The organism is Streptomyces sp. TRM64462 (assembly GCF_013362995.1).
Taxonomy (GTDB): Bacteria; Actinomycetota; Actinomycetes; order Streptomycetales; family Streptomycetaceae; genus Streptomyces.
In genome coordinates this window covers 1-24007 of the sequence record NZ_JABWDV010000460.1, presented here as the reverse complement: position 1 = coordinate 24007, position 24007 = coordinate 1, and the positions used below count along the sequence as shown (strand labels likewise).

At 71.4% G+C, this 24007-nt stretch carries 24 protein-coding genes and 1 pseudogene; 7 read left to right on the top strand and 18 right to left on the bottom strand.

Annotation, left to right across the window (positions count from 1 at the left end; genetic code table 11):
- Positions 1–417 precede the first annotated feature (417 nt).
- Positions 418–1998, bottom strand: a complete 1581-nt coding sequence (locus HTZ82_RS30590; protein ID WP_175412658.1) for a hypothetical protein — start codon at positions 1996–1998, stop codon at positions 418–420.
- A 236-nt stretch (positions 1999–2234) separates the two neighbouring features.
- Between HTZ82_RS30590 and HTZ82_RS30585 the strand changes: the two genes are divergently transcribed.
- Entirely contained in the window at positions 2235–4121 is a 1887-nt protein-coding gene (locus HTZ82_RS30585) for an endonuclease/exonuclease/phosphatase family protein (protein WP_175412657.1), read from the top strand.
- Positions 4122–4163: 42 nt separating this feature from the next.
- On the opposite strand, the gene HTZ82_RS30580 is transcribed toward HTZ82_RS30585, so the two are convergent.
- From HTZ82_RS30580 to HTZ82_RS30565, 4 genes and pseudogenes are all read right to left on the bottom strand, one after another.
- The gene (locus tag HTZ82_RS30580) at positions 4164–4877 is read right to left on the bottom strand and encodes an antibiotic biosynthesis monooxygenase (RefSeq protein ID WP_175412656.1); all 714 of its coding nucleotides are present in this window, start codon (positions 4875–4877) and stop codon (positions 4164–4166) included.
- 82 nt (positions 4878–4959) lie between these two features.
- Positions 4960–5211, bottom strand: a pseudogene (locus HTZ82_RS32670) (DUF4235 domain-containing protein); the annotation flags it as partial.
- A gap of 161 nt (positions 5212–5372) precedes the next feature.
- Positions 5373–5675 (bottom strand): hypothetical protein, encoded by a 303-nt coding sequence (locus HTZ82_RS30570; RefSeq protein WP_175412654.1) that lies wholly within the window; start codon positions 5673–5675, stop codon positions 5373–5375.
- The gene (locus tag HTZ82_RS30565; protein WP_309235791.1) at positions 5672–6061 is read right to left on the bottom strand and encodes a phage holin family protein; all 390 of its coding nucleotides are present in this window, start codon (positions 6059–6061) and stop codon (positions 5672–5674) included. Before HTZ82_RS30565 ends, HTZ82_RS30570 begins: the two co-directional genes overlap by 4 nt.
- Positions 6062–6207: 146 nt before the next feature.
- Between HTZ82_RS30565 and dapA the strand changes: the two genes are divergently transcribed.
- On the top strand, positions 6208–7098 hold the full coding sequence (gene dapA, locus HTZ82_RS30560) for a 4-hydroxy-tetrahydrodipicolinate synthase (RefSeq protein WP_175412652.1): 891 nt from the start codon (positions 6208–6210) through the stop codon (positions 7096–7098).
- On the opposite strand, the gene HTZ82_RS30555 is transcribed toward dapA, so the two are convergent.
- The gene (locus tag HTZ82_RS30555) at positions 7088–7309 is read right to left on the bottom strand and encodes a hypothetical protein (RefSeq protein WP_175412651.1); all 222 of its coding nucleotides are present in this window, start codon (positions 7307–7309) and stop codon (positions 7088–7090) included. The genes dapA and HTZ82_RS30555 overlap by 11 nt on opposite strands.
- 116 nt (positions 7310–7425) lie before the next feature.
- Positions 7426–8409 (bottom strand): 2,3,4,5-tetrahydropyridine-2,6-dicarboxylate N-succinyltransferase, encoded by a 984-nt coding sequence (gene dapD, locus HTZ82_RS30550; protein WP_175412650.1) that lies wholly within the window; start codon positions 8407–8409, stop codon positions 7426–7428.
- 170 nt (positions 8410–8579) lie between these two features.
- Here dapD and HTZ82_RS30545 point away from each other — a divergent pair, with 170 nt between their 5' ends.
- Entirely contained in the window at positions 8580–9818 is a 1239-nt protein-coding gene (locus HTZ82_RS30545; protein ID WP_175412649.1) for a hypothetical protein, read from the top strand.
- A gap of 97 nt (positions 9819–9915) precedes the next feature.
- Here HTZ82_RS30545 and HTZ82_RS30540 read toward each other — a convergent pair whose 3' ends face one another.
- The 8 genes from HTZ82_RS30540 to HTZ82_RS30505 all read right to left on the bottom strand — a co-directional run bounded on the left by HTZ82_RS30540 (position 9916) and on the right by HTZ82_RS30505 (position 16501).
- Entirely contained in the window at positions 9916–10254 is a 339-nt protein-coding gene (locus HTZ82_RS30540) for a metal-sulfur cluster assembly factor (RefSeq protein ID WP_175412648.1), read from the bottom strand.
- Positions 10251–10706 (bottom strand): Fe-S cluster assembly sulfur transfer protein SufU, encoded by a 456-nt coding sequence (gene sufU, locus HTZ82_RS30535; protein WP_175412647.1) that lies wholly within the window; start codon positions 10704–10706, stop codon positions 10251–10253. The genes HTZ82_RS30540 and sufU overlap by 4 nt, the downstream gene beginning before the upstream one ends.
- 15 nt (positions 10707–10721) lie before the next feature.
- Positions 10722–11978, bottom strand: a complete 1257-nt coding sequence (locus tag HTZ82_RS30530; RefSeq protein WP_175412646.1) for a cysteine desulfurase — start codon at positions 11976–11978, stop codon at positions 10722–10724.
- Positions 11975–12739, bottom strand: a complete 765-nt coding sequence (gene sufC, locus HTZ82_RS30525) for a Fe-S cluster assembly ATPase SufC (protein WP_175412645.1) — start codon at positions 12737–12739, stop codon at positions 11975–11977. Before sufC ends, HTZ82_RS30530 begins: the two co-directional genes overlap by 4 nt.
- A gap of 7 nt (positions 12740–12746) precedes the next feature.
- Positions 12747–13064: a bifunctional 3-phenylpropionate/cinnamic acid dioxygenase ferredoxin subunit gene (locus HTZ82_RS30520; protein ID WP_175412644.1), complete on the bottom strand. Its 318-nt coding sequence runs from the start codon at positions 13062–13064 to the stop codon at positions 12747–12749.
- Complete coding sequence (gene sufD / locus HTZ82_RS30515) at positions 13064–14242, bottom strand: Fe-S cluster assembly protein SufD (RefSeq protein ID WP_175412643.1); 1179 nt, start codon at positions 14240–14242, stop codon at positions 13064–13066. The genes HTZ82_RS30520 and sufD overlap by 1 nt, the downstream gene beginning before the upstream one ends.
- Before the next feature lie 64 nt (positions 14243–14306).
- A complete protein-coding gene (sufB, locus tag HTZ82_RS30510) occupies positions 14307–15722 on the bottom strand; it encodes a Fe-S cluster assembly protein SufB (protein WP_175412642.1) in 1416 nt (471 codons plus the stop codon).
- Positions 15719–16501: a metalloregulator ArsR/SmtB family transcription factor gene (locus HTZ82_RS30505; RefSeq protein ID WP_175412641.1), complete on the bottom strand. Its 783-nt coding sequence runs from the start codon at positions 16499–16501 to the stop codon at positions 15719–15721. Before HTZ82_RS30505 ends, sufB begins: the two co-directional genes overlap by 4 nt.
- A 181-nt stretch (positions 16502–16682) precedes the next feature.
- Here HTZ82_RS30505 and HTZ82_RS30500 point away from each other — a divergent pair, with 181 nt between their 5' ends.
- From HTZ82_RS30500 to HTZ82_RS30490, 3 genes are read left to right on the top strand one after another with little or no spacing between them, the layout of a single operon-like run.
- Positions 16683–17609 (top strand): ABC transporter ATP-binding protein, encoded by a 927-nt coding sequence (locus HTZ82_RS30500; protein ID WP_175412640.1) that lies wholly within the window; start codon positions 16683–16685, stop codon positions 17607–17609.
- Complete coding sequence (locus HTZ82_RS30495; protein WP_175412639.1) at positions 17606–18415, top strand: ABC transporter permease; 810 nt, start codon at positions 17606–17608, stop codon at positions 18413–18415. The genes HTZ82_RS30500 and HTZ82_RS30495 overlap by 4 nt, the downstream gene beginning before the upstream one ends.
- Positions 18416–18456: 41 nt before the next feature.
- Complete coding sequence (locus HTZ82_RS30490) at positions 18457–19458, top strand: heme A synthase (protein WP_175412638.1); 1002 nt, start codon at positions 18457–18459, stop codon at positions 19456–19458.
- Positions 19459–19505: 47 nt separating this feature from the next.
- Here the strand turns inward: HTZ82_RS30490 and HTZ82_RS30485 are convergent, their stop codons facing one another.
- The 3 genes from HTZ82_RS30485 to HTZ82_RS30475 all read right to left on the bottom strand — a co-directional run bounded on the left by HTZ82_RS30485 (position 19506) and on the right by HTZ82_RS30475 (position 22071).
- A complete protein-coding gene (locus HTZ82_RS30485; protein ID WP_175412637.1) occupies positions 19506–20591 on the bottom strand; it encodes an amidohydrolase in 1086 nt (361 codons plus the stop codon).
- Positions 20592–20690: 99 nt separating this feature from the next.
- Complete coding sequence (locus HTZ82_RS30480) at positions 20691–21014, bottom strand: hypothetical protein (RefSeq protein WP_175412636.1); 324 nt, start codon at positions 21012–21014, stop codon at positions 20691–20693.
- Positions 21015–21108: 94 nt separating this feature from the next.
- Complete coding sequence (locus tag HTZ82_RS30475; RefSeq protein WP_175412635.1) at positions 21109–22071, bottom strand: heme o synthase; 963 nt, start codon at positions 22069–22071, stop codon at positions 21109–21111.
- 416 nt (positions 22072–22487) lie between these two features.
- Between HTZ82_RS30475 and HTZ82_RS30470 the strand changes: the two genes are divergently transcribed.
- Positions 22488–24007, top strand: a 1520-nt coding sequence (locus HTZ82_RS30470; protein ID WP_175412634.1) for a transketolase, incomplete at its 3' end; no start/stop codon positions are given.

Genomic DNA, 24007 nt, shown 5'->3' with positions numbered 1-24007 from the left:
AGTGCTTGGGGGTGGGGGTACCTCCCTGGACGAAGTCCTTGGGGGAGAACGCATGCCCACAGCGAAACCGGCGGTGCCAGCGAACGCACCGCCCCACAGCAGAACCGGCGGTACCGGCCGACCCACCTCCCCACAACGGAACCCACGAGCCCGGCGCACCGCGCCGCGCGAAACCGGCGGGAACCGGGCGAGCGTGCCGCCCCGCAGCACAACCGGCGCGCGCAGCCAGGGGTCGGAAGATGCCCCCGCTGGCAACGCAACCGGCGGAAGAGCGACGCCGGAACGAAGCGGCGGGTGGACGGGCCCGCGGCCGGCGGAAGGGAAACGCAGAGCGCCGAGGCAGACGGGCCCGGGGCGGGCCGAAGCCCCCGCCGTGGCGGGGTTCGGGGCCGGAGGCCCCGGTGGGCTGACGCCCCGTCAGGGGCGGGAGCGGGCCTTGAACGCGGCTTTGCGGGCCTCCTTCGCCACCTGCTTGTCGCGGTGCAGCCGCCCCATCGCCTCCAGCACCTCCGGCGTAGCCGGATGATCCACCCGCCACGCCTCCTCGAAGAACCCGCTGTGCTGCCCCGTCAACCCCTCCACCAGCTCCTGGAGTTCGGACAGATCCCCCTCCGCGTCGAGCTGCGCGGCGATCGTGTCCACGGCCAGCCAGAAGATCATCGGCTCCGGCGGCGGAGGCACATCCGCCGCGCCCCGCTCCGCGAGCCACACCCGGGCGAGCCCGCCCAGCTCCGGGTCGTCGAGCACCTCGCGCACCGCGGGCTCGGCCTCGGCGCCCACGAGGGCGAGGGCCTGCTGGCAGTGGAGCCGCCGCAGGGGTGACCCGGCGTCCACCCCCTTCGCCGCGGCGAGCAGTTCACGCGCCGCCCCCAGCGGCGCCCGCCGGGCGAGCCACTGCTCGGTCTCGGCGCGCGCGGCCTCCTGCGGGAAACGCCCCACCGCGCCGAGCAGCACGTCGGCCCCCTCCTCCGCGAGGTCACCGACGGCGGGCGCGTCCACACCCGCCTCCAGCAGCCGGCTGCGGATGCCGTACAGGCCGAGGGGCGTCAGCCGGACCATCCCGTAACGGGTGACGTCCTCGTCGTCGCCGACGGCCGCCGCCTCGGACTCGTCGGGCCCCTCGGCCAGCAGCGCCTCGTCGACGGGCTGGTACTCGACCAGGCCCATGGGCTCCAGCACCCGGAACTGGTCGTCGAGCCGCATCATCGCCTGCGACACGCGCTCCAGGACGTCGTCGGTGGGCTCGCCCATGTCGTCGGGCACGATCACGGACGCGGCGAGCGCGGGCAGCGGCACCGGGGCGTCGCCCGCGCCGCCTTCCGCGACGGTCAGGAGGTAGAGGTTGCCGAGGACGCCGTCGAGGAACTCGGCCTCCGCCTCGGGGTCCCAGTCGAGCGCCTCGAAGTCGATGTCGCCGTCGTCGCCGACGAGGTCGTCGATGTCGTCGAGTACGGGCGCGGTGGCGTCGGCGAACACGGTCTCCAGGCCGTCGAGCCAGATCCCGAGGACGTCCTGCGGGGTGCCGGACGTGACCAGGGGCAGCAGGTCACCGGCTTCCACGGTGCCTTCCTCACCGGCACCGTGGGACACAGCACCACCAGCACCACCACCCACAGCCGCACCCGCAACCACACCCACACCGGAAGCCGCACCCGCGCCCGCCGCCCCGCCCGCACCGTCCGACCCGTCGGGCCCGACCGCCGCGCCCTCCTCGACCTCCGGGTCGTGAACGACCACGAGGCCCGTGTCGACGGCGACCCGCCACGCCTCACTCGCGTACGCCTCGCCGTCCTCGTCCGGCGTGAGCCCCAGCGCCTCCGCCGCCGCCCCGAGCTGCTCGTCGACGAGTTCGCCGCCGGCCCCGACCCGCGTCTCCGGCCCGGCCCAGCGGGCGAGCCGTACGGCCCGCGCGAGCAGGGGCGCGGCCAGCGCGGCCCGGGCCAGCTCGGCGTCCGCGTGGAGCCGCACCGGCGGCAGGGTCGGGCGGTCTCCGGACATCAGGGTCTCTCCTCAGGACGTGCGGTGGTCCAAGCGGCCCCCAGCGTAGACGCATTCGGGGGCAACCCCGGTGGTTCATGCACCTGTCAGGCGCAGGCCACCGGGAAACCCTTGACAAAGCAACCGCTCAGCGAAGAGATTGACGCGCGTAGAGCGGCCACCCCTCGTTTTTGCGCCACTCGCACCTCTCACGACCCGTCACCTCCCGCCCTTCGGACACCCTTCGGAGCTGTTCCATGCCTTCCTCGCTGCCGAGAACCGCAGCCGTTTCGGCCGTCGTGGCCACCGCACTGGCCGCCGGTCTGCTCGCCGGAGCCACCACGTCCGCCGCCGAGACAACAGGCACCACCGGCACTACCGGCACCACAGGAACCACCGGCACCGCGTTCACCGACGCCGCGGTCCGCATCCACGACATCCAGGGCTCCACGCGCATATCCCCGCTGGTCGGCCAGAAGGTCACCGACGTCCCCGGCATCGTCACCGGTGTGCGGACGTACGGCTCGAAGGGCTTCTGGTTCCAGGACCCGGAGGGCGACGGCGACCCGGCGACCAGCGAGGGCCTCTTCGTCTACACGCGTTCCACCCCGACGGTCGCCGTCGGCGACACCGTCACGGTGTCGGGCCAGGTCACCGAGTACGTCCCCGGCGGCCTCAAGTCCGGCAACCAGTCCCTCACCCAGATCTCGAAGCCGGCCGTCACGGTCGTCTCATCGGGCAACGCCGTCCCGGCGCCGGTCGCCATCACCGCCGGCAGCGTCCCCGCCGCGTACACGCCCGAGGGCGACCCGGCCGCCGGCGGCTCCGTCAACGGCCTCACCCTCAAGCCCGCGGAGTACGCCCTGGACTACTACGAGTCCCTGGAGGGCACCAACGTCCGCATCGGCGACGCCCGCGTCGTCGGCGCCAGCGCGTACTCCGAGCTCTGGGTGACCGTGAAGCCGGACGAGAACCCGACCCCGCGCGGCGGCACCCGCTACGGCTCGTACGAGTCCCAGAACACCGGCCGTCTGAAGGTCCAGTCCCTGGTCCCGATCGCCCAACAGCCTTTCCCGGACGCGAACGTCGGCGACCGGCTCACCGGCGGCGCCGAGGGCCCGATGGACTTCAACCAGTACGGCGGCTACACCCTCGCCTCCCGCTCCGCCGTCACCGTCGAGGACCGCCGCCTGCGCCCCGAGCGGACGCGCGAGCAGCACTACAAGGAACTCGCGGTCGCCACGTACAACGTGGAGAACCTGGACCCGGGCGACCCGCAGGCCAAGTTCGACGCGCTCGCGAAGGGCATCGTCGAGAACCTCGCCTCGCCCGACATCGTCGCCCTGGAGGAGATCCAGGACAACAACGGCCCGACGAACGACGGCACCGTCGCCGCCGACCAGACGCTGAAGAAGTTCACGGACGCGATCGTCGCGGCCGGCGGCCCGGCGTACGAGTGGCGCGGCATCGACCCGGAGGACAGGAAGGACGGCGGCCAGCCGGGCGGCAACATCCGCCAGGTCTTCCTCTTCAACCCGAAGCGTGTGGCGTTCGTCGACCGCGCGGGCGGCGACGCGACGACCGCGACCGGCGTCGTGAAGCGGTACGGCAAGGCGTCCCTGACCCTCTCCCCCGGCCGGATCGACCCGGCGAACGCCGCCTGGGAGAACAGCCGCAAGCCGCTGGCCGGCGAGTTCTTCTTCCGCGGCAAGAGCGTCATCGTCGTCGCCAACCACTTCGGTTCGAAGGGCGGCGACCAGTCGATCGTCTCGCACCAGCAGCCGCCGAATCGTTCCTCCGAGGTGGAGCGCCACCTCCAGGCGCAGGCCGTCAACGGCTTCGTCAAGGACGTGCTCAAGGTCCAGAAGAACGCGAAGGTCGTCGTCCTCGGCGACATCAACGACTTCGAGTTCTCGGAGACCACCCGCCTCCTCACCGACGGCGGAGTGCTGTACCCGGCGATCACGTCGCTGCCGGCCGCCGAGCGCTACTCGTACGTCTACCAGGGCAACAGCCAGGTCCTCGACCAGATCCTGACCAGCCCGGCGATCCGCCGCTTCGAGTACGACAGCGTGCACATCAACGCCGAGTTCGCGGACCAGAACAGCGACCACGACCCGCAGGTCCTTCGCTTCCGCCCGTAACCCCGGCGGAAAACCTGCGGACAACCGACAGGCGCCCGGCCGTTACGCGCCCGCGCTCAGACTGAGCGCGGGCGCGTAACGCCGTACGGTGCTGCGCACCAGCCCCGGGTACGTCTGCACCCTCTTCCACTGCGGCGTCAGCGACCCGATGCCGTCCCCGGGCGCGGCCATGGCCCGCTCGTGGGCCTCCGCGCTCTCCCACTCGGCGTAGTTGAGGACGCGGGTGCCGTCCAGGCCGAGATGGAAGTGGCCGGAGATACCGCCCGGGTGGGGCGCCGGGTCGCTGTCCAGCGCCTCGAACACCGCGTCCACCCAGTGCCGTTGCCGTGCCGGGTCGGGCCCGTCGAACTCGACGTCCACGGTCACCACGCATCCGGGCACCCGGGCGTCGGCGTCCCCGCGCGTCCCGCTGCGGTACAGCTCGTACGCATGCAGACCGACGCGCTCGATGCCGGGGACGGCCGCGTCGATCTCCGCGTTCCGCCCGGCGCGCTCGGTGCGGACGAGTTCCTGGTAGTCCTCCTCGCCACGCCACTGCGAGTAGTGCAGCAGCGTGTCCCCGTCCGCCCCGATGTGGACGCTGTACGAGAGGAGGCCGTCGACCGGCCAGTCCCGCTTCTCCCAGGTGCGGGCGATGGCGTCGACGGCGGCGCGCTGCCGCTCCGGGGTGCCGACGCGCCACGTACTGGCCTTCACGAGGCCGACTCCGGGGCGGGTCAGGTCGGGGCGGGCGTGGGGCTGGACGTACACGGACATGGCGATGCCTCCTCGGGTGTCCGGCCGCACCCCCGTGGTCCGGCCGGACACCCTCATCCTGGAACCTCAAGCAGACTTGAGGTCAAGGCTCCACCGGCCACGTCCCCGTGAGCCGCCGCACACCGGCCGCACCGCCCCGGTCGACGGCCGCCCGCACGGCCGCGAAGATGGCACCCTGCAGGGCGGCGGCCAGCAGGACCTCGCGCCAGGTGCGGTCCTCGTCGAGCGCGTCGGGCGCGTCGCTGCCGTGCCCGACGGCCTTCCAGACCCGCCCGAACAGGGCGCCCGCGAGGGCGCCGCCCGCGAGCCCGAGCAGCAGGCCGACGGGCCGGTAGAGCGGCGCCTGCTTCCGCTTCCTCTTCTGCTTCCACTTCGCCTTCGGAGGCTTCGCAGACCGAGCCGTCCGAGCCGTCTGAGGTGTCTGAGGCGTCTGAGGCGCCCCGGTGGTCCCCGCCGGCTTCGAGAGCCCCGCAGGGGCGACAGCCGTCGACCGACTCACCGCCACCACCCCTCGCATCGCGCCCGCAGGCTGTTCACTCCCCTGTTCACTCCCCTGCTCCCTCCCCCGTTCCGCCCTCCGTTCCGCCCTCCGTGCCGCGCCAGGGTCAGCAGTACCCCGGCCGCCACCGCCGCCGCCCCCACGGCGGCGGCCACCAGGATCACCGGCCGGTAGTCCATCTGGGCGGCGCGCGCCCGCAGATCGGTCCTCGCCATGAGCTGGTCGAGCGTGTCCGCCAGCTCCTGCCGCTTCTGCGCCGCTTCCAGGCGCAGCAGGTCGGGGTGTGTCTGCCGTGTCATCGGTGGACCTTCTCCCTGATCTCGTCGAAGTCCGAGCGCATCCCGTCGATGGCCCGCTCGGGCAGCGGAGGCACCGCGCGCCGCACCTGGGCACGGCCCACGAGAGCCAGGATGCCGGCGATCAAGAAGAGCGCCCCGGTCACGATCAGGGCCGCCGCCCACACCTCCAGGACCAGGGCGATCAGCGCCACGCCGGTGCCGGCCAGCGCCATGAGTCCGACGTAGGCGACGGCGGTGGCGCCGCCGAGCAGGCCGCCGCCGACACCGGCGCGCCTGCCCTTCTGGGCGAGTTCGGCCTGCGCGGTGCGCAGTTCGGCCCTGACCAGGTCGGAGAACTGCTCCGACGCGCGTTTCACCAGCTCGCCGACCGAGGGTTCTGCGGCCACGGCGGATCGCCTCCCTTCCTCGTACACATAGGGGCACGCCGGGTACCCCCGCGGTGGCGGCCCATGCCACGCTTAAGCATCGCTTCACCACGCTCCGAAGCAGAACTAAGTAGACCTACGACAAGAGGGGCGCCGAGACTGCGGGAATGGCCTTCGACAGCAGCACACCTCCGCCCTTCGGCCGCGCCCTGTGCGCCATGGCCACGCCCTTCACGGCCGACGGCGCGGCCCTGGACGCGGAGCGGGCCGCGCGGCTCGCGGTGGACCTCGTCGCCGGCGGCTGCGACGGACTCGTCCTGAACGGCACGACCGGGGAGTCCCCGACGACGTCGGACGCCGAGAAGAGCGCCCTGATCAGAGCCGTACGGGAGGCGGTCGGCGCGGCGGTGACGATCGTCGCGGGCGTCGGCACGGCGGACACCGCGCACACGGTGGAGCTGGCCCGCCAGGCGGAGGCGGCCGGTGCGGACGGCCTGCTGGCCGTCCCGCCGTACTACAGCCGCCCGCCGCAGGCCGCCGTCGAGGCGCACTTCCGCCGGGTCGCGGACGCGACGGGACTGCCGCTGGCCCTGTACGACATCCCGGGCCGCACGGGCACGCGCATCGAGCCGGAGACGGTGCTGCGGCTCGCGGAGCATCCGAGGATCGTGGCGGTGAAGGACTGCGCGTACGACCTGCTGGGGTCGACGAAGGTCATCGCCCGTACGCCGCTCGCCTACTACTCGGGCTGCGAGGAGCTGAACCTGCCGCTGTACGCGGTGGGCGGCGCGGGCTTCATCAGTACGGTGGCGAACGTGGCGCCGGGCCCGGTGCGGGCGGTGCTCGACGCGTTCGACGCGGGCGACACGGCGGAGGCGGCCCGGCTGAACCAGCGGCTGCTGCCGCTCGCCGAGCTGATGATGGCGTCCGGCCTGCCGGGCACGGTCACGGTCAAGGCTCTGCTGGACGCGGGCCCGGTGCGGGAACCGCTGCAGCCCGCCGGCCGGGAGGCGGCCGACGGGCTGCGGAAGGCGTACGAGGAACTGATCAGCCGGTGATGATGTTCCGTCCGAGCACGGCGACGTGCTCCAGCACGTCCTCCATCGGGTCGTCGATCTGACCGGCGTTGATCAGCGCCACGCGGTGGCCGTTGTGCGAGCCGTCGTTCGCCTCGTCCGCGTACGCGACGCCGGACGGGAGAACGAGCGCCGAGAGGGCGCCCGCCAGTGCGAGCACCCCGGTGAGCACGACCGTCCTGCTGATCTTCATATACGTTCCTCGCCTTGCCGTTCGTGTGACCCTGCGTCGACCTGTTAATCAGCCCGGAGGCACCGGAGGTCACGCAGCGTCACACGAACGGTGACGGAACGGGGCCGTGCGGCGGGTCAGTCGTTGCTGTGCAGGATGTCGTTCAGGCCGCCCCACACCGCGTTGTTCGGGCGGGCCTCGACGGTGCCGGTGACCGAGTTGCGGCGGAACAGGATGTTGGACGCGCCGGACAGCTCACGGGCCTTGACGACCTGCCCGTCGGGCATCGTGACGCGCGTACCTGCGGTGACGTACAGGCCGGCCTCGACGACGCACTCGTCGCCCAGCGCGATGCCGACGCCCGCCTCGGCGCCGATGAGGCAGCGCTCGCCGATCGAGATGATGACGTTGCCGCCGCCCGACAGGGTGCCCATGGTGGAGGCGCCGCCGCCGATGTCGGAGCCGTCACCGACGACGACACCCGCGGAGATCCGGCCCTCGACCATCGAGTTGCCGAGCGTGCCGGCGTTGAAGTTGACGAAGCCCTCGTGCATGACGGTCGTGCCGGACGCGAGGTGCGCGCCGAGCCGGACGCGGTCGGCGTCCGCGATGCGCACGCCCTTGGGGGCGACGTAGTCCGTCATCCGCGGGAACTTGTCCACACTCGTCACCTGGAGGTGCAGGCCGTCGGCGCGGGCGTTGAGGCGGACCCTCTCGACGTCGTCGACGGCGACGGGGCCGAGGCTGGTCCACGCCACGTTGGCGAGCAGCCCGAAGATGCCGTCCAGGTTCTGGCCGTGCGGCTTGACCAGCCGGTGGCTGAGCAGGTGCAGACGCAGGTACGTGTCGTGCGTGTCGAGCGGCTTGTCGTCCAGCGAGGAGATCACGGTGCGGACGGCGACGACCTCGACGCCGCGGCGGGCGTCCACGCCGAGGGCCTTCGCGGCGCCGTCGCCCAGGAGGTTCACGGCCTCGTCGGGCGTGAGCCGCTCGGTCCCGGCCGGCCCGGGCGCCTCGACGAGCTCGGGGGCGGGGAACCAGGTGTCGAGAACGGTGCCGTCACCGGCGATGGTGGCGAGTCCGGCGGCGACGGCTCCGGTGGTACGAGGTGCAGAAGTCATGCCCCGAACCTAACCGGCGGACCGCCACCGGGGCGAACCGGTCTCATGCACCGGTCCGCCTGCCTTCGGCAGCCGCTCGGGGTCGCAGGCCCCCCACCGGTTCACGCAGCCCGGGGTGGCGACTACGGTGTCCCGGTCACCGGGGGATTCGAACACCAGGAGCAGTACGTATGACGCACGACATGGGGTGGGGACCGCCGCAGGGCCAGGGACCGCCCGGGCCGCCGAGCGGCCCGCCGAACGGGCCTCCGCCGGGGCCGCCGCCCGGGCCGTACGGACCCTACGGCTACGGGCCGGGGGGCTGGGCGGCCGCCTACGCCCCGCCGAAGCCGGGTGTCATCCCGCTCGGGCCGCTCGGCGTGGGCGACATCATCGGCGGGGCGTTCCACACCCTCGGGCGGGCGTGGAAGCAGCTGCTGGGGCTCTCGCTCATCGCGTTCGGCGTGGTCGCGTTGCTGGTCGTCGGGGCGCTCACGGTGGGCTACCTGTCTTTCGAGGAAGTGCTCACGGACCTCTTCGAGGGCCGGCGGGAGCCCGACCCGGACGTCGTCGTGCCGCTGATCGTGACGTTCGTCGTGATCTTCGTGGGTGCGTGGCTGGCGATGTTCGTCGCCACGTCCCTGCTCCAGGCGGCCGGAGCGGTCGTGCTGCGCGGTGAGGCCATCGGCCGGTCCGTGCCGTTCGGCACCGTGTGGCGCCACGCCTGGTCGCGGGTGTGGGCGGTGCTCGGGGTGATCCTGATCACCGGGCTGATCGCGCTGCTGCCGGTGCTGCTGCTGATGGTGGGCTTCCTCGCCACGGTCATGTCGGTGTTCGTCGGGATGTCCGGTACGGAGGCCTTCCAGCCGCCCACCTGGGTGATCCCGATCGCCCTGCTCGGCGGCCTCGGCGGGATGGTCGCGGCCGTCTGGCTGTGGGTGAAGTTCTCCCTCGCCTCCGCTGCCGTGGTGTTCGAGAACCTGGGCACCATCGCCGCCCTGCGCCGCTCGTCGCGACTGGTGCACGGCGACTGGTGGCGTGTCTTCGGCATCTCGCTCCTGGCCTGGCTGATCACGGCGGCCATCTCCTTCGTGCTGGAGCTGCCGATCCATATGCTCAACCTGCTGCCGGCCGCCGCGCCGCCGACGCTCGGGCCTCCGTCCCCGGAGATGATCCTCGCGTACCTGACCGCGTCGTTCGGCTTCGGGCTGATCTCGCAGGTGCTCAGCCAGACGGTGACAGCCCTGTACCCGCCGCTGGTCAGCGCCCTGCTGTACGTCGACCGGCGGATCCGTACGGAGAACCTCGCGCCCGCGCTGGCCGAGGCCGCCGGTGTCGAGATCCCGCAGCCCCCGCTGCCGTACGTCCCGCCCCAGTACGGCCCGCACGGGCCGCCGGGCCCGCACGGTCCGCACGGCCCGTACGCGTAGGCGCACACATGCGGAGACGGCCATGCCCGCCGGGTTCGCCCCGGCGGGCATGGCCGTCACACGTGCGGATCACGCGCGGATCAGGATTCGACGTACCTCAGACGTTGAAGCCCAGCGCGCGCAGCTGCTCGCGCCCGTCGTCCGTGATCTTGTCCGGGCCCCACGGCGGCATCCAGACCCAGTTGATCTTCAGGTCGTTGACGATGCCGTCCGTCGCCGACTTCGCCTGGTCCTCGATGACGTCCGTGAGCGGGCAGGCCGCCGACGTGAGCGTCATGTCCAGGGTGGCGACGTTGGAGTCGTCGATGTGGATGCCGTAGATGAGGCCGAGGTTGACGACGTCGATACCCAGCTCGGGGTCGACCACGTCGTACAGCGCCTCGCGGACCTCGTCCTCGGTGGCGGGCTTCAGCGCCGCCGTCTCGTTCTCGCTCATGCCGTCTTCTCCTCGCCCAGTGCCTGGGCCGTCGCGTCCTTCCACGCCATCCAGCTCAGCAGCGCGCACTTCACCCGGGCCGGGTACTTGGAGACCCCGGCGAACGCGACCGCGTCCTCCAGGAGGTCCTCCATCGCGTCGTCCGGCTCTATCCGGCCCTTGGACTGCATCAGCTCCAGGAACGTCGCCTGGATCTTCCGCGCCTCCTCCAGCTCCTTGCCGACGAGGAGCTCGTTCAGCACGGAGGCGGAGGCCTGGCTGATGGAGCAGCCCTGGCCCTCGTACGACACGTCGGCGATGCGCGAGCCGTCGTACTTCACGCGGAGCGTGATCTCGTCGCCGCACGTCGGGTTGACGTGGTGCACCTCGGCGTCACCGTCCCGCAAGCCCCGCCCGTGCGGGTGCTTGTAGTGGTCCAGGATGACGTCCTGGTACATCGAATCCAGCTTCACGAAAGCGTCAGCCCCTCATCCGAAGAAGTTACGGACGTGCTCCAGGCCGTCCACCAGGGCGTCGACCTCGGCCGGCGTGGAGTACAGATAGAACGACGCTCGCGTGGTCGCAGGAATTCCGTACCGCAGGCAGACGGGCCGTGCGCAGTGGTGGCCGACACGGACCGCGATGCCCTGCTCGTCGAGCACCTGGCCCACGTCGTGGGGGTGGATGTCGCCGAGCGTGAAGGAGATCGCGGCGCCCCGGTCCTCGGCCGTGGTGGGGCCGATGATCCGCAGGTCGGGGACCTGCTGGAGGCGCTGGATGGCGTACTCCGTGATCGCGTGCTCATGAGCGGCGATCTTGTCCATGCCGATCGAGGTGAGGTAGTCCACGGCCGCGCCGAGGCCGACGGCCTGGGCGATCGGCGGCGTGCCCGCCTCGAACTTGTGCGGCGCCGGGGCGTAGGTCGACGAGTTCATCGAGACGGTCTCGATCATCTCGCCGCCGCCCAGGAACGGCGGGAGGTCCTCCAGGAGCTCCTGGCGGCCCCAGAGCACGCCGATGCCGGTCGGGCCGCACATCTTGTGGCCGGTGAAGGCCACGAAGTCGGCCTGGAGGGCCTGGACGTCCAGCGGCATGTGCGGGGCGGCCTGCGACGCGTCGATGAGGACGAGCGCGCCGACCTCCTGGGCGCGGCGCACGATGGCCTCGACCGGGTTGAACGTACCGAGGATGTTGGAGACCAGCACAAAGGAGACGATCTTCGTCTTCTCGGTGATGATCTCGTCGATACGGGAGAGGTCGAGGCGGCCGTCGTCGGTCAGCCCGAACCACTTCAGCTTCGCGCCGGTGCGCTGCGACAGCAGCTGCCACGGAACGATGTTGGAGTGGTGCTCCATCTCCGTGATGACGATCTCGGTCTCGGCGTCCACGCGGTAGGGCTCGTCGGCCCAGCCCAGCATGTTCGCGACGAGGTTCAGCGACTCCGAGGCGTTCTTGGTGAAGATCACCTCGTCGCGGCTTGGCGCGTTGATGAAGGCCGCCACCTTGTCACGGGCGCCTTCGTACAGCTCCGTGGCCTCCTCGGCGAGGACGTGCACACCACGGTGGACGTTGGCGTTGTGCTGCTCGTAGTACTCGTTGAGCACGTCGAGCACCTGGCGCGGCGTCTGGGAGGTCGCCGCGTTGTCCAGGTAGACGAGCTTCTTGCCGTCGTGGAGGACGCGGTCCAGGATCGGGAAATCCTTGCGGATCGCCTCGGTGTCGAGGAGGCCCGGAAGCTGTGTCACGCGGATACGCCACCCTTCGTGTACGCCTCGTATCCCTCGGCCTCCAGCTTGTCGGCGAGCTCGGGGCCGCCCGACTCCACGATGCGGCCGGCGGAGAAGACGTGGACGTGGTCCGGCTTGATGTAGCGGAGGATACGCGTGTAGTGCGTGATCAGCAGGGTGCCGACCTCGCCGGTCTCGCGGACCCGGTTGACGCCCTCGGAGACGATGCGCAGCGCGTCGACGTCGAGGCCGGAGTCGGTCTCGTCGAGGATCGCGATCTTCGGCTTGAGGAGCTCCAGCTGGAGGATCTCGTGGCGCTTCTTCTCACCGCCGGAGAAGCCCTCGTTCACGTTGCGCTCGGCGAAGGAGGGGTCCATGTTGAGGCGCTCCATGGCCTCCTTGACCTCCTTGACCCAGGTGCGCAGCTTGGGGGCCTCGCCGCGGATGGCGGTGGCGGAGGTGCGGAGGAAGTTGGAGACCGAGACGCCGGGGACCTCGACCGGGTACTGCATGGCGAGGAAGACGCCGGCGCGGGCGCGCTCGTCGACGGACATCTCCAGGACGTCCTCGCCGTCGAGGGTGACGGTGCCGCCGGTGATCGTGTACTTGGGGTGACCGGCGAGGGAGTAGGCGAGCGTCGACTTGCCGGAGCCGTTGGGGCCCATGATGGCGTGGGTCTCGCCCTGCTTCACGGTCAGGTCGACGCCCTTGAGGATCTCCTTCGTGGCGTTGTCGGCCTCGACGGAGACGTGCAGGTCGCGGATTTCAAGCGTTGCCATGGGTGACTCAGGACTCCTGGGTGACGGAGACGAGCACATCGTCCCCTTCGATCTTTACGGGGTATACGGGGACGGGGCGCGTCGCGGGAAGGCCGGACGGCTTGCCGGTACGGAGGTCGAAGCTGGAGCCGTGCAGCCAGCACTCGATGGCGCAGTCCTCGACCTCGCCCTCGGAGAGGGAGACGTTCGCGTGCGAGCAGATGTCGTTGATCGCGAACACCTCGCCCTCGGTGAGGACGACCGAGACCGGCGTGCCGTCGATCTCCACCCGCTTCGGGGTGTCGTTCTCCAGCTCGCTCAGGCCGCAGACGCGGACGAAGGCCATCAGACGGACGCCTCCAGTTCGGCCTCGATCTTCTCGATGAGCCGCTGCTCGACGTCCTCCAGGCCGATCTGCTGGACCAGCTCGGCGAAGAAGCCGCGGACGACGAGGCGGCGGGCCTCGGCCTCCGGGATACCGCGGGCCATCAGGTAGAACAGCTGCTCGTCGTCGAAGCGGCCGGTCGCGGATGCGTGGCCGGCGCCGGCGATCTCACCGGTCTCGATCTCCAGGTTCGGCACCGAGTCGACCCGGGCGCCGTCGGTGAGGACGAGGTTCCGGTTGAGCTCGTAGGTGTCGGTGCCCTCGGCGGACGCCTGGATGAGGACGTCGCCGATCCACACGGCGTGCGCGTCGTCGCCCTGGAGGGCGCCCTTGTAGGCGACGTTCGACTTGCAGTGCGGCACGTTGTGGGTGACGAGGAGGCGGTGCTCCTGGTGCTGCCCGGCGTCGGTGAAGTACAGGCCGAACAGCTCGGCCTCGCCGCCCGTACCGGCGTACTCGACGCGCGGGTGGATGCGGACGACGTCACCGCCGAAGGTGACGACGACGGACTTGAAGGAGGCGTCGCGGCCGACCAGCGCGTTGTGCTGGGCGACGTGGACGGCCTTGTCGTCCCAGTCCTGGACGGAGACGACGGTCAGCTTGGCGCCGTCGCCGAGCACGTAGTCGACGTTGGCGGCGAGGACGGCGTCACCGGTGTGGTCGATGACCACGACGGCCTCGGCGAACGCGCCGAGCTCGACGACCAGGTGGCCGAAGGAGGTGCCGCCCTGGCCGTGCACGGCGATGCGGACGGGCTCGGCGAGCACGGCCTCCTTGGCGACGGTGACGACCGTGGCCTTCTCGAAGGACGAGTACGCCTGGGCGGCGACGCGGTCGACCGGCGTACCGGCCCTGCCGAGCCGGGCGTCGTCGCGGCCGACGGTCTCGACGGTGACGGCGTCGGGGGCCGTCACGTCCACCCGTACGCCTTCGCCGTCGGCGGCGGCGGCGGTGCCGTCGTGCAGGCCGCGCAGGCGGTCCAGCGGGGTGAACCGCCACTCCTCCTCACGGCCGTGCGGGACGGGGAAGTCCGCGACGTCGAAGGACGGCGGGGCGCTCATACGGGTGGCGACGGTGGACTCCGCGGCCACCGCGATGGAGCCGGCGGTGGTCGAGCCCACCGGGATGTTGTCAGCCATGGCTGTCGTGGTTTCTCTTCCTACGTGCGTGCGTCGTCGTCAGTCGTTCGGGCGGGCGGCCGGTCTAGCCGACCGCGCCCTCCATCTGCAGCTCGATCAGCCGGTTGAGCTCCAGGGCGTACTCCATCGGCAGCTCCTTGGCGATCGGCTCGACGAAGCCGCGCACGATCATGGCCATGGCCTCGTCCTCGGACATGCCGCGGCTCATCAGGTAGAAGAGCTGGTCCTCGGAGACCTTGGAGACGGTCGCCTCGTGGCCCATGGACACGTCGTCCTCGCGCACGTCGACGTACGGGTACGTGTCGGAGCGGGAGATCGTGTCGACGAGCAGGGCGTCGCAGAGCACGTTGGACTTGGAGCCCGGGGCGCCCTCGCCGATCTCGATGAGGCCGCGGTAGGAGGTGCGGCCGCCGCCTCGCGCCACCGACTTGGAGACGATGTTGGAGGAGGTGTTCGGGGCCATGTGGACCATCTTGGCGCCGGCGTCCTGGTGCTGGCCCTCGCCCGCGAAGGCGATGGACAGGGTCTCGCCCTTGGCGTGCTCGCCCATCAGGTAGACGGCCGGGTACTTCATGGTGACCTTGGAGCCGATGTTGCCGTCGACCCACTCCATGGTCGCGCCCTCGTAGGCCACGGCACGCTTGGTGACCAGGTTGTAGACGTTGTTCGACCAGTTCTGGATGGTCGTGTAGCGGCAGCGCGCGCCCTTCTTGACGATGATCTCGACGACGGCGCTGTGCAGCGAGTCGGACGAGTAGATCGGCGCGGTGCAGCCCTCGACGTAGTGGACGTAGGCGTCCTCGTCGACGATGATCAGCGTCCGCTCGAACTGGCCCATGTTCTCGGTGTTGATCCGGAAGTAGGCCTGGAGCGGGATGTCGACGTGCACGCCCTTCGGCACGTAGATGAAGGAGCCGCCGGACCACACGGCCGTGTTCAGCGAGGCGAACTTGTTGTCGCCGACCGGGATGACCGTGCCGAAGTACTCCTGGAAGAGCTCCGGGTGCTCCTTCAGCGCGGTGTCCGTGTCGAGGAAGATGACGCCCTGGCTCTCCAGGTCCTCACGGATCTGGTGGTACACGACCTCGGACTCGTACTGGGCCGCGACACCGGCGACGAGGCGCTGCTTCTCCGCCTCGGGGATGCCGAGCTTGTCGTACGTGTTCTTGATGTCCTCGGGCAGGTCCTCCCAGGACTCGGCCTGCTTCTCGGTGGACCGGACGAAGTACTTGATGTTGTCGAAGTCGATGCCGGAGAGGTCGGAGCCCCAGGTCGGCATGGGCTTCTTGTCGAACAGGCGCAGACCCTTCAGCCGCAGCTTCAGCATCCACTCCGGCTCGTTCTTCTTCGCGGAGATGTCGCGGACGACGTCCTCGTTGAGACCGCGCCGGGCGCTGGCACCGGCCGTGTCGGAGTCGGCCCAGCCGTACTCGTACCGACCCAGGCCCTCGAGCTCGGGGTGGCTGATCTCGGTGGTCATGCGGGGTTCCTCCCGGCCGTGCTTGCGGATGCTGATGAAGGGGTGGTCTTCGGGGTCTTCGGGGTCTTCGAGTGTTTTCGGCGTTCGGCGTCGCCGTGCGGAATGAACGTCGTGCAGACCCCGTCGCCGTGCGCGATGGTGGCCAGGCGCTGGACGTGGGTGCCGAGGAGACGGGAGAAGATCTCCGTCTCCGCCTCGCAGAGCTGCGGGTAGCGCTCCGCGACGTGGGCGACCGGGCAGTGGTGCTGGCAGAGCTGCTGCCCCACCTGCCCGGCGGGTGCCTTGCGTGCCGTCGCAGCGTACCCGTCGGCGCTCAGGGCCTTGGCGAGCGCCTCGGCGCGTTGCTCCGGCGGTGCCGCCTCGACAGCCTCACGGTACGCCTCCGCCTGGGCCTCGACCCGGTCGCGGGCGAAGGCCGCGACGGCGGCCTCGCCTCCGGCGTTCTGCTCGATCCAGCGCAGGGCGTCCACGGCGAGTGAGTCGTACGACTGGTCGAAGGCGTCCCGGCCGCAGTCGGTGAGCGCGAAGACCTTGGCGGGGCGGCCTCGTGTGCGCGCCCCGTAGACGCGCTGTTCACGCGGGGCGACCACGTCGTCGGCGACGAGTGCGTCGAGGTGCCGGCGCACGGCCGCCTGGGTGAGGCCGAGCCGCTGGGCGAGCTCCGCGACGGTGGACGGACCGTGGTCCAGGATGGACCGCGCGACCCGGTTGCGTGTGGAACGCTCCCCGGTCGCGAGCTCCTCCCCGGAGGCTGCGGAGGTCACACCGACGTTTTTCACAACGCCATTGTTGCGTAATTCACGAGAGAGTGACAAGCCGCGTCGGGATCACCCGACGGTGCCGTGCATCACTTAGGGAAACCTAACCTGACCTGCGGAAACGATCATTGGACGCCCCGTACCGCGGCCCTCCGAGACCCGCGGCGCGGAGGGGTCCGGCGGCTCTCTAGACTTCGTTGCCATGCGAAACGAGTCCGCCGTCCGGGTACGCGGCCTGGTCAAGCGGTACGGGACGAAGACCGCCGTGGACGGGCTCGACCTCGACGTCCGCGCCGGCACCGTCACCGCCGTGCTCGGCCCCAACGGGGCCGGCAAAACCACCACCGTCGAGACCTGCGAGGGCTATCGGAAGCCGGACGCCGGCACGGTCAGCGTCCTGGGTCTCGACCCGCGGCGGCAGGCCCCCGAGCTGCGCCCGCGCATCGGCGTGATGCTCCAGTCGGGCGGCGTCTATTCCGGGGCCCGCGCCGACGAGATGCTCCGCCACATGGCGAAGCTGCACGCGCACCCGCTGGACGTGGACGCCCTCATCGACCGCCTCGGCCTCGGCTCCTGCGGCCGGACCGCCTACCGGCGCCTGTCCGGCGGCCAGCAGCAGCGCCTGGCCCTGGCGATGGCGGTGGTCGGCCGGCCCGAGCTGGTGTTCCTGGACGAGCCGACCGCGGGCCTCGACCCGCAGGCCCGCCGCGCCACCTGGGACCTGGTGCGCGAGCTGCGCGCCGACGGTGTGACCGTCGTCCTCACCACCCACTTCATGGACGAGGCCGAGCAGCTCGCCGACGACGTGGCGATCATCGACGCGGGCCGGGTCGCCGCCCAGGGCAGCCCCGACGAGCTGTGCCGCGGCGGCGCCGAGAACTCCCTGCGCTTCGGCGGCCGCCCCGGGCTCGACCTGGGGTCCCTGCTGAAGGCCCTCCCGGACGGCACGGCGGCCGCCGAGGTCGCCCCCGGCGCGTACCGCATCCGCGGCGCGGTCGACCCGCAGCTGCTCGCCACGGTCACCACGTGGTGCGCCCAGCACGGCGTGATGCCGGACCGGATCGCGGTGGAGCGCCACACGCTGGAAGACGTCTTCTTGGAGCTCACAGGCAGGGAGCTGCGCGGATGAGTGCACGGACGAGTACGGGCACGGGCACAGGCACGGACACGGGCACGGGTCGGTACGCGCCGAAGCCGGGCGCCGCGCCGGTCGGGCGGATGATCGCCGCGCAGGCAGCGCTGGAGACCCGGATGCTGCTGCGCAACGGCGAGCAGTTGCTGCTGACCGTCGTCATCCCCTCGCTGCTGCTGGTGCTGTTCTCGACGGTCGACATCGTCGACACGGGCAGCGGTGCGGCCGTGGACTTCCTGGCGCCGGGTGTGCTGGCGCTCGCCGTGATGTCGACCGCCTTCACCGGGCAGGCCATCGCGACGGGGTTCGAGCGCCGGTACGGGGTGCTCAAGCGGCTGGGCGCCTCGCCGCTGCCGCGCTGGGGGCTGATGACCGCCAAGACGCTGTCGGTGCTGGTCACCGAGGTGCTCCAGATCGCGCTGCTCACCGGAATCGCCCTGGCGCTCGGCTGGTCGCCGGACGGCGGGGCCGGCTCCGTGCTGCTGCTGCTCGTCGCCGGTACGGCGGCGTTCTCCGGGCTCGGGCTGCTGATGGCCGGGACGCTGAAGGCCGAGGCCACGCTGGCCGCCGCGAACCTGGTGTTCCTGCTGCTGCTCGTGGGCGGCGGGGTCGTCGTACCGCTCGACAAGTTTCCGGACGCGGCGCGTGCCGTGCTGGAGCTGCTGCCGATCTCGGCGCTGTCGGGCGGGCTGCGCGACGTGCTCCAGGACGGTGCCGGGATGCCGTGGGGCGACCTCGGGATCCTCACCGTGTGGGCGGCCGCGGGGCTGGGCGCGGCGGCGCGGTTCTTCCGCTGGGAGTAGCCGCCCGCGGGGTCCGGGGAGAGGGGGACCCTCGTGAACGGATGCACAAGCGGCCGCCTACGATAAGGGCCGTGTTGACCCCCCTCGCCTTTATTGCCCGGCGCTGGACGCCCTCCCCCAGGACGCTCCGGCGCGCCACGCTGGCCGCCGTCCTGATGACCGTCGTCATCATCGTCACCGGCGGCGCCGTCCGGCTGACCGGCTCCGGTCTCGGCTGCGACACCTGGCCGAAGTGCACCGACGACAGCCTGTTCGCCACGCCCGAGCAGGGTCTGCACGGCGCGATCGAGTTCGGCAACCGGCTGCTGACGTACGTCCTGTCGGCGGCCGTCGGGTGGGCGATCGTCGCGGCACGTTCCACCAAGCCGTGGCGGCGGGGGCTGAGCCGGCTGGGGTGGCTGCAGTTCTGGATCGTGATGAGCAACGCCGTGATCGGCGGCATCACCGTGTGGACCGGGCTGAACCCGTGGACGGTGGCCGGGCACTTCGTCGCGGCCAACGCGCTGCTGACGGTGACGACCATCACGTGGGTGCGGGCCGGCGAGGGGGACGCCGCCGCCCGCCCGCGTGTCCCGGGGCCGGTGCGGAAGCTGGGCTGGGCGCTGGTCGTGGTGTCGGGGCTGCTCATCGTGGCCGGTACGGGGGTGACCGGCTCGGGCAAGCACGCGGGCGACAGCAGTGACGTGCCGCGTATGCCGTTCGACTACGCGTCGGCCGCGCAGGTCCACGCGCTGTTCGCGTGGGTGGTGTGCGTGCTGGCGGTCGCCCTGTTCTTCGTGCTGCGCGTGGTGGACGCCCCGGACGACATCCGGGCGCGTACGCGGGACCTGCTGCTCGTGCTGCTGGCGCAGGGCGGCCTCGGCTACCTGCAGTACTTCACGGGTGTGCCGGAGATCCTGGTCGGTGCCCACATGCTCGGGTCGTCGCTGCTGTGGATCGCGGTGCTGCGTCTCGCGCTCAGCATGCGCGAGCGGCCGCACACACCGGCGCCCGCCCCGGTGCCGACGCAGGCGGGCGACCCGGCGGTGGCGGCGAGCGCCTAACGGCCCGCCCGGGCGCGGGACGCCTGGGGTGCGGCGCGCCCAGGCGGCTACGGCAGGCCGTACACGCGGCGTGCGTTGCCCGCGGCGATCATCGTGGCGACGCGTTGCGCGTCCGTACGGGACCAGGCGCCCGTCGCGGTCCAGTCGGCCAGCACGCGGGTCGCCGCCTCGCGGAACGCGTGCGCGGCCACCACGTGCAGCTCGGGCAGCCCGCGGGCCCCGCTGGAGAACAACAGCTTGCCGAAGGGCGCCGGCTCAAGCGTCTCGGCCAGCACGGCCGTGGCGCGGGCGCCGGTACGGGCCAGGGCGGTGCCCACGTCGGCGTACACATGCGGGAACACGCTCGTGAGGTGCGCGGCCTGCCGGTGGTACGGGTAGCCGCCGAGGATCACCAGGTCGGTGCCGAGCCCGGCGGTGGCGGCCGCGAAGGCGCCGAGCGGCATCGGGTCGTCGCCGCCCGCGTGCAGCTGGAGCGGCCGGCCGCAGGCGACCGCGATCCACAGCAGGTGCCGCAGCAGGACCGGGTCCCTGAGCCCGTCGCCCGCCCGGCGGCGGGCCAGCCAGCGACCCGCCGCGCCCCGCACCTCGCCGGGGCCCGGCGGGTCGGCGCCGTACGCGAGGCCGTGCCGTACGGCCTGCGCGGAGGCGAACGCGACGGCGGACGAGGCGGCGCCGTGCACGGCTTCGGCGAGGTTGGCGAGGAGCCCGTCGACGGTGCCCGATGTGTCGGCGACCTGTACCGCGAGGGGTTCGAGGCGGACGATCTCGCGGGCGTCGGCGCCGCCCGCCGCGGCGATCTCGCCGGGGCCGGTCAGGTCGCCGGGCGGTGCGGTGTCCACGAGGTACGTGGAGACACCGGTGGCCCGCAGCAGCCGCCGGGCCGCCTCGGGGGCGCCGAGTTCGCGGCGCCGGGCCAGGTAGCGGGCGGGCGGGCAGTGCGGCTCCAGGCCGAGCAGGGGCGGGCACCAGCGGCGTACCGCGAAACCGGTCTGGGTGTCGAAGAAGGTCGTGCCCGAGGCGGGCGGTCCCATGGTGCCGGCCGGCGCGAGCTGCGCCTCGAAGGTGCCGAGGCCCAGCTCCGTGCGGAGCACCCCGTGGCAGTACTGGTCCACCAACGTCGGGGTGTCGATCATTGCGAGGGCTCCCTCGGAGGACGCGACGGCTTCCACACGTCCTAACGGGTGACCCCCGGATGAGGTGCTGCCTCAGTTGATCGATTTCTCGGTGCTGTCCTACTTGTCGGACGGGCCGCCGAGCTGGATGCCGGCCATACGGCTCCACTCGTACGGTCCCGTGCGGACCTTCGCGGCGAACTCGCCGTCGAAGGACTCGTGCAGCGTGAGGCCTGCCTTCTCGGCGGCGCCCTGCGCGATCTCCTGGTTCGGCGCGACGAGGTCGCCCCAGCCGCCGTCCGCGCCGACCAGCACGATGCGGGTGCCGGCCTGCCCGATGTAGGCGAGCTGGCCCTCGGCGCCGCCGTGCTTCCGGGCGAACGCCTGGATCTGCTTGGCGAGCTTGGCCGCCGTGCGCTCTGCGTGCTTGGTGGTGTCTGCCATGAACAGGATGCTACTTCCGAGTAGATCAACGTGCGACGGGCGGGCCGCGTGGCCTTGGCCACGTGACCCGCCCGTGAGGCGGTCCCGGAGTCGGCTAGCGGAGGAAGGGGTCCACCGCCACCGCCACGAAGAGCAGCGACACATACGTGATGGACCAGTGGAAGAGCCGCATCTCCTTCAGCTTGGCGCCGGTCTCGCCGCTGCGGGCGCGGTGCTGCAGGGCGTGCGCCTCCCACAGCCACCAGCCGCCGGTGACGAGCGCCACGGCCGTGTAGAACCAGCCGGTGTAGCCGAGCGGCTGGAGCAGCAGCGAGACGCCGACCATGACCCAGCTGTAGAGGACGATCTGGCGCGCCACGACCTTGTTGGAGGCGACGACCGGCAGCATCGGCACGCCCACGCGCGCGTAGTCCTCCTTCACGCGCATGGACAGGGGCCAGTAGTGCGGCGGCGTCCAGAAGAAGATGACGAGGAAGAGGATGACCGCGGCCCACGACATGGAGTTCGTGACGGACGACCAGCCGATCAGGACCGGCATACAGCCGGCGATGCCGCCCCACACGATGTTCTGCGCGGTCCGCCGCTTGAGGATCATCGTGTAGACGACGACGTAGAAGAGCAGCGCGCCGAGCGCGAGCCAGGCCGACAGCCAGTTGACGAACAGGCCGAACCAGAGCGTGGAGAGCACGCCGAGGCCGAGGCCGAAGACCAGGCCCTCGCGGGGCGAGACCATGCCGGTGACCAGCGGGCGCTGGGAGGTGCGGTCCATCAGCGCGTCGATGTCCCGGTCGATGTACATGTTGAGCGCGTTGGCGCCGCCCGCCGAGAGGTAGCCGGCGAAGCACGTGTGGAGCACCAGCCACAGATCCGGGACGCCCTGTTCCGCGAGGAACATCACCGGCACCGTCGTGATCAGCAGCAGTTCGATGATCCGCGGCTTGGTCAGCGCCACGAACGCCTTCGCGCGGGCCCCGAATGGCCTATGGACCGGGTTCGGTCCGAGCACACCCGCTGGACGGGATTCGACGGCCGTCACGCACACCCCTGACAGAGACATCCCTGCGAGCCCGCCCATGACGTGAAGGAGTCGACGTGAAGGGCCGGTAAAGGCTCGCGCGTACCACGCCACTTTAGACGTTGCCCATACGTCGTCCTTCGCGGGGGTCCGTCGTGTTGACCGGGCCCCCGAGTGCGGTGGTCGGAGGCCCGGGCGGAGGCCGTGGGCCGAGGGGGCGCAGACGGGCGGTACCCCCTCTCGGACGAGCGCTCGGATGAGCGGGAACCGGGGCGATGACCGTCGGATGAGCGATCGAATGAGCGTCCTCGTATACACCTGGTGCACGGCGGCCGTCACAGGTGGCGGGACCCGCTGACGAGCCGGAAAATCGGGCCTCATGACGGGATAGGCTCGACAGCGGCCGGTGCGACCGACGTCATCGGCATGCGACATGTGGAGAGGAGCCCTGACCGAGGGTGAGCACCAAGCCGACCACCACAGACCTCGAGTGGACCGCATTGGACCAGCGTGCCGTAGACACCGCCCGTGTCCTGGCAGCGGACGCCGTACAGAAGGTCGGCAACGGCCATCCTGGTACGGCCATGAGCCTGGCCCCCGCGGCGTACACGCTCTTCCAGAAGGTGATGCGCCACGACCCGGCGGACCCGGACTGGACCGGCCGCGACCGGTTCGTGCTGTCCGCGGGCCACTCGTCGCTGACGCTGTACACGCAGCTGTACCTGGCCGGGTTCGGCCTGGAGCTGGACGATCTGAAGGCGTTCCGCACCTGGGGTTCGAAGACGCCGGGCCACCCGGAGTACGGGCACACGAAGGGCGTCGAGACGACGACCGGTCCGCTGGGCCAGGGTGTGGCCAACGCCGTGGGCATGGCCATGGCCGCGCGCTACGAGCGCGGTCTGTTCGACCCCGAGGCCGCGCCGGGCACCTCGCCGTTCGACCACTTCGTGTACGTCGTCGCCGGTGACGGCTGCCTCCAGGAGGGCATCGCCGCCGAGGCGTCCTCGATGGCCGGGCACCAGAAGCTCGGCAACCTGATCATGCTGTGGGACGACAACCACATCTCGATCGAGGGCGACACCGAGACGGCCGTCTCCGAGGACACGCTGAAGCGGTACGAGTCGTACGGCTGGCACGTGCAGCGTGTCGAGCAGCAGGAGAACGGCGACCTCGACCCGGCCGCCCTGTACGCGGCGATCCAGGCCGCCAAGGCGGAGACGGAGCGCCCGTCGTTCATCGCGATGCGCTCGATCATCGCCTGGCCGGCGCCGAACGCGCAGAACACCGAGGCGTCGCACGGCTCCGCGCTGGGCGACGAGGAGGTGGCGGCCACCAAGCGCGTCCTGGGCTTCGACCCGGAGCAGACCTTCGAGGTCTCGGACGAGGTCATCGCGCACACGCGCCGCGCCCTGGACCGTGGCCGTGAGGCCCGCGCCGCCTGGGAGAAGGACCTCCAGGAGTGGCGCGCCGCCAACGCGGAGCGCGCCGCCGAGTTCGACCGGATCGCCGCGGGCGAGCTGCCGAAGGGCTGGGAGGAGAAGCTCCCGGTCTTCGAGGCGGGCAAGGGCGTCGCGACGCGTGCCGCGTCCGGCAAGGTCCTCCAGGCGCTGGGCGGGGTCATCCCGGAGCTGTGGGGCGGTTCGGCCGACCTGGCGGGCTCCAACAACACGACGATCGACAAGACGTCGTCGTTCCTGCCGAAGGGCAATCCGCTGCCGGAGGCCGACCCGTACGGCCGCACGATCCACTTCGGTATCCGTGAGCACGCGATGGCCGCCGAGATGAACGGCATCGCGCTGCACGGCAACACGCGCATCTACGGCGGCACCTTCCTGGTGTTCTCCGACTACATGCGCAACGCGGTCCGGCTGTCGGCGCTGATGCACCTGCCGGTGACGTACGTGTGGACACACGACTCGATCGGTCTCGGCGAGGACGGCCCGACCCACCAGCCGGTGGAGCACCTGGCCTCGCTGCG